Below are 7821 nucleotides of genomic sequence, written 5' to 3' on the forward strand. Positions count from 1 at the left end.
CTCCGGGTGTCATCCGACGAGCCGGGCGATCGACCGCAGGGGGATCCGCAGCCAGCCGGGCCGGTGCCGGGCTTCGTACGCGGCCTCGTAGACCGCCTTGTCCAGCTCGTACGCCGCCAGCAGCGCACCGCGTTCACGTGGGTCGATGCCCGCCACGTGGGTGTATCCGTCGCAGAACGCCGCCCGGTTGCGGTCCACCCACTCCCGGGCACGTGCCGCCAGGTGCTCGTCGTCGTCCTGGTCGACCAGCAGCTGGTAGGCCGCGTACTCGTAGGAGCGCAGCACCCCGGCGACGTCGCGCAGCGGCGAGTCGGGCAGCCGGCGCTCGTCGAGCGGCTGGCCGGGCTCGCCCTCGAAGTCGATCAGCAGCCAGCTCTCCGGGGTCCGCAGCACCTGGCCCAGGTGCAGGTCGCCGTGGATGCGCTGGACCTCGACCTGCTCGCCGGTGAGGCTGGTGAACCGCTCGGTGATCGACGGGACGTACTGCTGGAGCTCGGGCACCGCGTTGGCGGCGGTGCGCAGCCGGGCCAGGACCGCGTCCAGCGGGAACGGCGCCGGGCCGGTGCCGAGTTCGGCGGCCAGGGTGAGGTGCACGGACGCGACCGCCTCACCGAGCCGGTACGACTCGCCCTGGAAGTCCCCGCCCACCTCGTCGGCGTGGAACGACGCGTCGGCGAACAGGTCGCGCGCCGACGCGGTGGCCATCGCCCAGCCCTCGGCCGAGTTGACCGCGTACTGGGTGACCATGCCGAGCGAGCAGTCGTCGGCGGCGGTGAACGAGCCGAGCAGCCGCGCCACGTGCGGGTTGCCGGCCCGGCCGAGCACCCGGTTCAGCTCGATGTCCGGGTTGACACCGCAGGTGACCCGCCGGAACAGCTTGAGGATCGCGTCCTGGTCGAAGATCACGCTGGTGTTGCTCTGTTCCGCGTCGAACACCCGCGGCCAGGCCTCCAGCGGCAGCGTGATCCCGGGTTCCTTCTCGAAGGCGACGTCACCGGCCAGTTCGGACCGGTCGACCAGGCCCAGCAGGAACCGCGCGGCCTCCGGGTCGTAGAGGGCGTCGTAGCCCACCCGGCCGTCCTCGGAGGTGCCGATGGTGGCGACCGCGCTGTACTCCGGCATCGGGCCGCCGCCCCAGCCCACCAGGATCTGATAGCGCTCGGAACTGCCGTCGGTGTACTCCACGTCGACGAGGACCAGTTCCAGATCCTCGCCCAGCGGGGTGGCGGACGCCTGTTTGACCGAGGCCAGGACTCGGCTGCGCCCGGCGTACCAGCGCTGTTTCGGTAACCACTCGGCGAAAGGCAGCGTCATTGCTTCTCCTCCGACCCGCACAACTGGAACCAGTAGAACCCGTGTCCCGGAAGGGTCAAAAGATATGGCAGTTGCCCGATCCGGGGGAAGTTGACGTGCCCGGTCAACTCCACCGGGGTGTATCCGTTCCAGTGCTGCAGATTCAACTCGATCGGTTGCGGGAAGCGTGAGAGGTTGTTGACGCAGAGCACCACGTCGTCGCCGATCTCGCGCAGGTAGGCGAGCACCGACGGGTTCGAGCCGCCCAGCTCCCGGAAGGTGCCGACGGCGAACGCCTCGTGTCTGCGCCGGACGGCCAGCATGGTGCGGGTCCAGTTCAGCAGGCTGGTCGCGCTGTCGCGCTGGGCCTCCACGTTGACGGCCTGGTACCCGTACACCGGGTCCTGGTTGACCGGGAGGTAGAGCCGTCCGGGTGTCGCCGTGGAGAAGCCGGCGTTGCGGTCCGGGGTCCACTGCATCGGGGTGCGCACGCCGTCGCGGTCACCGAGCCAGATGTTGTCGCCCATGCCGATCTCGTCGCCGTAGTAGAGCACCGGCGAGCCGGGCAGCGACAGCAGCAGGGCGGTGAACAGCTCGATCTGGTTGCGGTCGTTCTCCAGCAGCGGGGCGAGCCGCCGGCGGATGCCGACGTTCGCCTTCATCCGCGGGTCCTTGGCGTACTCGGAGTACATGTAGTCGCGCTCTTCGTCGGTGACCATCTCGAGCGTCAGCTCGTCGTGGTTACGCAGGAAGATGCCCCACTGGCAGTTGTCCGGGATGGCCGGTGTCTGCGCCAGGATCTCCGAGATCGGGAACCGGGACTCGCGCCGGACCGCCATGAAGATGCGCGGCATGAGCGGGAAGTGGAACGCCATGTGGCACTCGTCGCCGCCGGACCGGGCGTCACCGAAGTACTCCACCACGTCGGCCGGCCACTGGTTCGCCTCGGCCAGCAGCACCCGGCCGGGGAACTCGTCGTCGATCACCTTGCGGCAGTGCTTGAGGAACGCGTGGGTGGCCGGCAGGTTCTCGCAGTTGGTGCCCTCCTCCTCGAAGAGGTACGGCACCGCGTCCAGCCGGAACCCGTCGATGCCCAGGTCCAGCCAGAACCGCAGCACGTCCAGCATGGCCTCCTGGACGGCCGGGTTCTCGTAGTTGAGGTCCGGCTGATGCGAGAAGAACCGGTGCCAGTAGAACTGCCGCCGGACCGGGTCGAACGTCCAGTTCGACTCCTCGGTGTCGACGAAGATGATCCGCGCGTCCTTGTACTTCTCGCTGGTGTCGTTCCAGACGTAGAAGTCGCCGTACGGCCCCTCGGGGTCGTGTCGGGACGCCTGGAACCAGGGGTGCGAGTCGGACGTGTGGTTCATGACCAGGTCGGTGATCACCCGGATGCCGCGCTTGTGCGCCGCGTCCAGCAGGGCCACGAAGTCCTCGACCGTCCCGAACTCCGGCAGCACCTTGTAGAAGTCGCGGATGTCGTAGCCGCCGTCGCGCAGCGGCGAGTCGTAGAACGGCGGCAGCCAGAGACAGTCGACCCCGAGCCACTGCAGGTAGTCGAGCCGTTCGATCAGGCCGCGCAGGTCACCCCCGCCGTCCGAGCCGGAGTCGTAGAACGCCCGGACCAGTACCTCGTAGAACACCGCCCGCTGGAACCAGGTCCGGTCCGCAGGGAGGGCGCGGGCATGCCCGAAATCCTCGGCGGACGGGTGTTCGACGACCCCGTCCTCGGTGTGGCTGCCCTCAGCCGGGTCGTGCTCGCTCGACAGCTCCATACTGGTTCCCCCTACCCCGCCTTGACGACGAAGATGTGCGCCGGCTCGACGTACGGATCGATCCGGACCGCGTTGTACTGACCCCATTCGTAGGTCGCCCCGGAGATCTGGTCGACGACCGTGAAGCGCTCGTGCCAGTCCATGCCGAGAGCCGGCATGTCCAGGGTGGTGTTGCCCCACTGCACATTGCTGGAGTCGAACGAGCAGATGACCAGGACGGTGTTGCCGGTGTCGGGATCCCGCTTGGAGAAGCAGAGCAGCGCGCCGTTGTCGATCTCGTGGAACCGTAGGTTCCGCAGCCAGTGCAGCGCCGGGTTCTCGTCCCGGATGCGGTTCAGCTTGGTCAGATAGGGCGCCAGCGACCGGCCGGCGCGCTCGGCCGCCGCCCAGTCCCGGGGCTTCAGCTCGAACTTCTCGTTGTCGATGTACTCCTCCGCGCCGGGGCGGGGCACGTGCTCGAACAGCTCGTACCCCGAGTACAGACCCCAGGACGGGGTGAGCAGCGCGGCCAGCGCGGCCCGGATCTTGAACATCGGCGGGCCGCCGTTCTGCAGCGACTCGTGCAGGATGTCCGGCGTGTTCGGCCAGAAGTTCGGCCGCATCCAGTCGATCGAGGTCAGCAGCTGCTGCATGTACTCACGCATCTCGTGGGCGGTGGTCCGCCAGGTGAAATACGTGTACGACTGGGTGAAGCCGATCTTCCCCAGCCCGTTCATCATGGCCGGTCGGGTGAACGCCTCGGCGAGGAACAGCACATCCGGGTCGGTCTCCTTGACCTTCGGGATGAGCCACTGCCAGAAGTTGACGGCCTTGGTGTGCGGGTTGTCGACCCGGAAGATCTTGACCCCGTTGCGCACCCAGTGCATCACCACGCGGTAGACCTCGTCGCGCAGCGTGCGGTAGTCGTTGTCCCAGTTGATCGGGTAGATGTCCTGGTACTTCTTGGGCGGGTTCTCGGCGTACGCGATGGTGCCGTCGGCCTTGGTGGTGAAGAACTGCGGGAACTGCTTGACCCACGGGTGGTCCGGGGCAGCCTGCAGGGCCAGGTCCAGAGCGACCTCCATGCCCAGCTCCTCGGCCCGCTCCCGGAAGGCGATGAAGTCCTCCAGGGTGCCCAGCTGCGGATGGATCGCGTCGTGCCCGCCCTCGTCGGAGCCGATCGCCCAGGGCGAGCCGACGTCCTCCGGCCGGGCCGTCAGCGTGTTGTTGCGGCCCTTCCGGTTGATCTTGCCGATCGGGTGGATCGGCGGCAGGTAGACCACGTTGAAGCCCATCGCGGCGACCGCGGGCAGGCGCTCGGCGGCGGTCCGGAAGGTGCCGTGCCTGATCGGCGTGGCGTCCGGGCCGATCTCGGCGCCCTCGGAGCGCGGGAAGAACTCGTACCACGAGGAGTAGAGGGCACGCTTGCGGTCCACCCAGAGCGCGAACGAGCGGGTCGTGGTGACCAGGTTGCGCACCGGGTTGTGCCAGAGCAGCTCCTCCAGGTCCAGCCCCGGGGTGACCCGGGCGAACAGCGACTTCTGCTCGTCGCGCAGCGCGGCCGCGGCCTCGCGCACCTTCTCCTCGTGCTCGGCCGGCACGATCTTGGTGGCCAGGTCCAGCACGTCGGCGCCCTCGGCCAGATCGTTCGCGAGGTCCTCGGCGCCCTGCCCGGCGCCGATCTTCTTCACCACGGCGTCGCGCCACGTCCGGTACGGATCGTCGAACGCCTCCACGGTGAACGTCCAGCGACCCACCCGGTCCGGGCGGATCGCGGCGTGCCACTGATCGAGGCCGGGCTCACCCGGCGTCATCCGGGTGAAGGGCTGGGTCTCACCGTCGGGGCCGCGCCATACCACGTTCACGCCGAGCGCGTGGTGACCTTCGCGATAGGACACCGCCGAGACGGGAACGAGTTCGCCGACCACCGCTTTCGCGGGGTATCGGCCACCGGAAACGGCCGGTGTCACGTCTTCGATGGGGAAGCGACCGGTCATGATCTCCACCGTAGTCAGAGGGGCGTCGGAGGACTCGGCGACCGGGAAATCCACCGCCGGCGTCTCTATGACTTCTCCGCAGTGGAGTTTTTGAAACGGCCGATCGCCGTTGTCCTCAACCTACCGGAGAGGGGTGACCGCGGCGCATCCAGACGCGGCAGCGCGCCGCCGGAAAACACGACAATTTCACCTGTACGCAACACTCGTTCATCTCTGCGCGGCCGGATCACCGGGAACGCGGGGCCCGGACGATCCGGCGGGCGTACGGGAGTGCGTCGGTTGCCGTGCGTTGCCATCGAGGAACCTTGCTCAAGGCCGGGCCCGGGACACCGAAACAACCCTCGACGCGAGCCGTACGGCAAGCGCCTGAGGGAGGAGAACCCACGTGGCCGGACCGTCCACCGCATTGTCCCCGGTGATCGCCGCCAGCACCCACTGGCTGGCGCGGGCCTACCCCGGTGGGGAGTCCAACACGGTGGCGCACACGCTCGCCGAGCTCCAGGCCCGGCAGGCGATCACGGTCGCCGCGTGGCTGCGGTACCCGACCGAGATCGACGCGGCGCTGGTCGCCATCGCCGGTCCCGGCGGCTCGGCCCTGCTCGACTGGAAGGCCGGCAGCGAGCCCGAGGACGAGTTCGCCGACGGCGAGGGCTGGCGCACCTGGGTCGACGAGGTCGTGGTGAGCTGGGCCGCCTGCCTGCTCGCCGACCCGATGCTGGCCCGCCGCGGCGTCGACTCGGTGATCGCCGCGATGCCGCTGCCCGACCCGCGGCCCCGCCCGCACGCCCGCCGCCCCGGCGGTCTGCCCACCGAGTTCCGCCGGCTGCTCCAGCCGGACGTCCGCGACCGGGAGGCCGCCGCGCTGCTGCGCCACCCCGACCTGCTGGACCCGATCGCCGCGATGCACCGCGACCAGCTGCTCTATCTCCTGGACGCCGAGCAGGACCGCACCCCCCTCGCGGCCTGAATTCGGCACCGCCCTCCCGAGGGTCCCCGCGCACGCGGGTGACGTGGACCCGCCGGAACGGGAGGGTCGAAGGCCGCAGGACCGGCGCCACCCTTGTCCTCCTGGGTGCCGGTCCTGCGGCCTCTTTCGCGTGTCCCGGGGTCAGGCCAGGCGGGCCGGGAAGCCGCCGGTGGCCAGCGGCCCCCACGACTCGATCGTCACGCGGATCAGGCATTTGCCCTGGTCGCGCATGGCCTGCCGGTACTCGTCCCAGTCCGGGTGCTCGCCGGAGATGCAGCGGAAGTACTCCACCAGGGGCTCGACCGCGTCGGGCAGGTCGATGACCTCGGCGACGCCGTCGACCTGCACCCACGGCCCGTTCCACTCGTCGGACAGGACGCACAGGGTGACCCGGGGGTCGCGGCGGATGTTCGCCACCTTGGCCCGCTCGGGGTAGCTGGAGATGACGATGCGGCCCTCCGGGTCGACGCCGCACGTGTTCGGCGAGGACTGGGGACGCCCGTCCCTGCGGGTGGTCATCAGGATCGCCCGGTGCCGCGGCCGCAGGAACTCGATCAGCTCCGCGCGGGCGACCTCGGTGTTCGTCGCGATGGTGCGTGCCATGCCGGAACCCTCTCAGCCCTGCGCGGCCGGTGCGGCCGCATCCACCGCGATGGCCCCCGGATCCTGCGGGCCGGGGCCGCCGGCCGCCTGATGCGCGGCGATCGCGGCGCCGATGATGCCGGCGTTGTTGAGCAGCGTCGCCGGGACGATCGGGGTGCGGATGTCCAGCAGCGGGAAGAACTTCTCCGACTTCTTGCTGACGCCGCCGCCGACGATGAACAGCCGGGGCGCCAGCAGCATCTCGACATGACGCAGGTAACGCTCGACCCGGACGGCCCACTGCTCCCAGCTCAGGTCCTCGGTCTCGCGGATGCGGTCGGAGGCGAGCAGCTCGGCGTCGGCGCCGTCGATCTCCAGGTGACCGAACTCCGTGTTCGGGATCAGGGTGCCGTCGAGGAACAGGGCGCTGCCGATGCCGGTGCCGAAGGTCAGCATCATGATCAGCCCGGACTGGTCGTGCCCGGCCCCGAACGCCACCTCGGCCACCCCGGCCGCGTCGGCGTCGTTGAGCACCGTCACCGGCTTGCCGAGGCGGTCGCTGAAGAGCTGTGCGGCGGGCGCGTCGAGCCACGACTTGTCCACGTTCGCCGCGCTGCGGGTCACGCCGTCGACGACCACGCCCGGGAACGTCACGCCGATGCTGTCGAAGTCACCGAACCGGGCCGCCACCTCGGCGACCGCCTCCACCACGCGGTCCACGTCCGCCGGCCGTGGGGTCGGCACGCGGAACCGCTCGCCGAGCAGCTCGCCGCGGGCCACGTCGACCGGCGCGCCCTTCACTCCCGAGCCGCCGATGTCGATGCCGAGGATGGTCATCCGTCTTCCGTTCTGCCGGTGCCTGCGCTGTTCCGCGCCCTGCTGTCTACCACGTGGGTACGACGGTGAAACGCGCGCTTCCCGGCGGTGGACCGCACCGCACCATAGGATGAATTCGGCGGGTGACTTACCGGTTCACGCACAGTCACTCATACTTTCGGATGGTCGGGGATAAGCTTCTCGGCTAGCGTTGCACTTCAGAACGGTCGCCGCGTGCGGGCACGGCTCTCTGCCCGTCTGATGGAGGACCACCAGCATGACCCTGTTGCAGACCAGACAACATCCCGGTCACACGGTGCCCGGGACCAGCGCGTCGGAGTTGCTGGCCGCGATGGCCGCCGCTTGCGACGACCGCCGCCGGGCCCGGTTGCGGGACCGGGCGATCGAGGCG

Annotated in this window: 6 protein-coding genes; 1 reads left to right on the forward strand and 5 read right to left on the reverse strand. The window is 69.6% G+C overall.

Annotation, left to right across the window (positions count from 1 at the left end; genetic code table 11):
* Nucleotides 1–9: 9 nt before the first annotated feature.
* From Aut01nite_RS36920 to Aut01nite_RS36930, 3 genes are read right to left on the reverse strand one after another with little or no spacing between them, the layout of a single operon-like run.
* Nucleotides 10–1314, reverse strand: a complete 1305-nt coding sequence (locus Aut01nite_RS36920) for a maltokinase N-terminal cap-like domain-containing protein (RefSeq protein ID WP_043528974.1) — start codon at nt 1312–1314, stop codon at nt 10–12.
* Complete coding sequence (treS, locus tag Aut01nite_RS36925; protein ID WP_043528972.1) at nt 1311–3068, reverse strand: maltose alpha-D-glucosyltransferase; 1758 nt, start codon at nt 3066–3068, stop codon at nt 1311–1313. The genes Aut01nite_RS36920 and treS overlap by 4 nt, the downstream gene beginning before the upstream one ends.
* 11 nt (nt 3069–3079) lie before the next feature.
* Complete coding sequence (locus Aut01nite_RS36930) at nt 3080–5044, reverse strand: alpha-1,4-glucan--maltose-1-phosphate maltosyltransferase (RefSeq protein WP_043529030.1); 1965 nt, start codon at nt 5042–5044, stop codon at nt 3080–3082.
* 385 nt (nt 5045–5429) lie between these two features.
* Here Aut01nite_RS36930 and Aut01nite_RS36935 point away from each other — a divergent pair, with 385 nt between their 5' ends.
* Nucleotides 5430–6011 carry a hypothetical protein gene (locus Aut01nite_RS36935; protein WP_043528970.1) on the forward strand — a complete coding sequence of 194 codons (582 nt, stop codon included), beginning with the start codon at nt 5430–5432 and terminating at the stop codon, nt 6009–6011.
* A 141-nt stretch (nt 6012–6152) separates the two neighbouring features.
* Here the strand turns inward: Aut01nite_RS36935 and Aut01nite_RS36940 are convergent, their stop codons facing one another.
* Together Aut01nite_RS36940 and ppgK are read right to left on the reverse strand one after the other, a co-directional pair.
* Nucleotides 6153–6614 (reverse strand): PPOX class F420-dependent oxidoreductase, encoded by a 462-nt coding sequence (locus Aut01nite_RS36940; protein WP_043528969.1) that lies wholly within the window; start codon nt 6612–6614, stop codon nt 6153–6155.
* 12 nt (nt 6615–6626) lie between these two features.
* The gene (gene ppgK / locus Aut01nite_RS36945; protein ID WP_043528967.1) at nt 6627–7430 is read right to left on the reverse strand and encodes a polyphosphate--glucose phosphotransferase; all 804 of its coding nucleotides are present in this window, start codon (nt 7428–7430) and stop codon (nt 6627–6629) included.
* Nucleotides 7431–7821: the final 391 nt, after the last annotated feature.

The organism is Actinoplanes utahensis, assembly GCF_016862455.1.
Classification (GTDB): domain Bacteria; phylum Actinomycetota; class Actinomycetes; order Mycobacteriales; family Micromonosporaceae; genus Actinoplanes; species Actinoplanes utahensis.

Coding starts and splice junctions, on each gene's coding strand:
- ppgK (WP_043528967.1), bottom strand. CDS start 7,430: ATGACCATCCTCGGCATCGACATCGGCGGCTCGGGAGTGAAGGGCGCG.
- Aut01nite_RS36930 (WP_043529030.1), bottom strand. CDS start 5,044: ATGACCGGTCGCTTCCCCATCGAAGACGTGACACCGGCCGTTTCCGGT.
- treS (WP_043528972.1), bottom strand. CDS start 3,068: ATGGAGCTGTCGAGCGAGCACGACCCGGCTGAGGGCAGCCACACCGAG.
- Aut01nite_RS36920 (WP_043528974.1), bottom strand. CDS start 1,314: ATGACGCTGCCTTTCGCCGAGTGGTTACCGAAACAGCGCTGGTACGCC.
- Aut01nite_RS36940 (WP_043528969.1), bottom strand. CDS start 6,614: ATGGCACGCACCATCGCGACGAACACCGAGGTCGCCCGCGCGGAGCTG.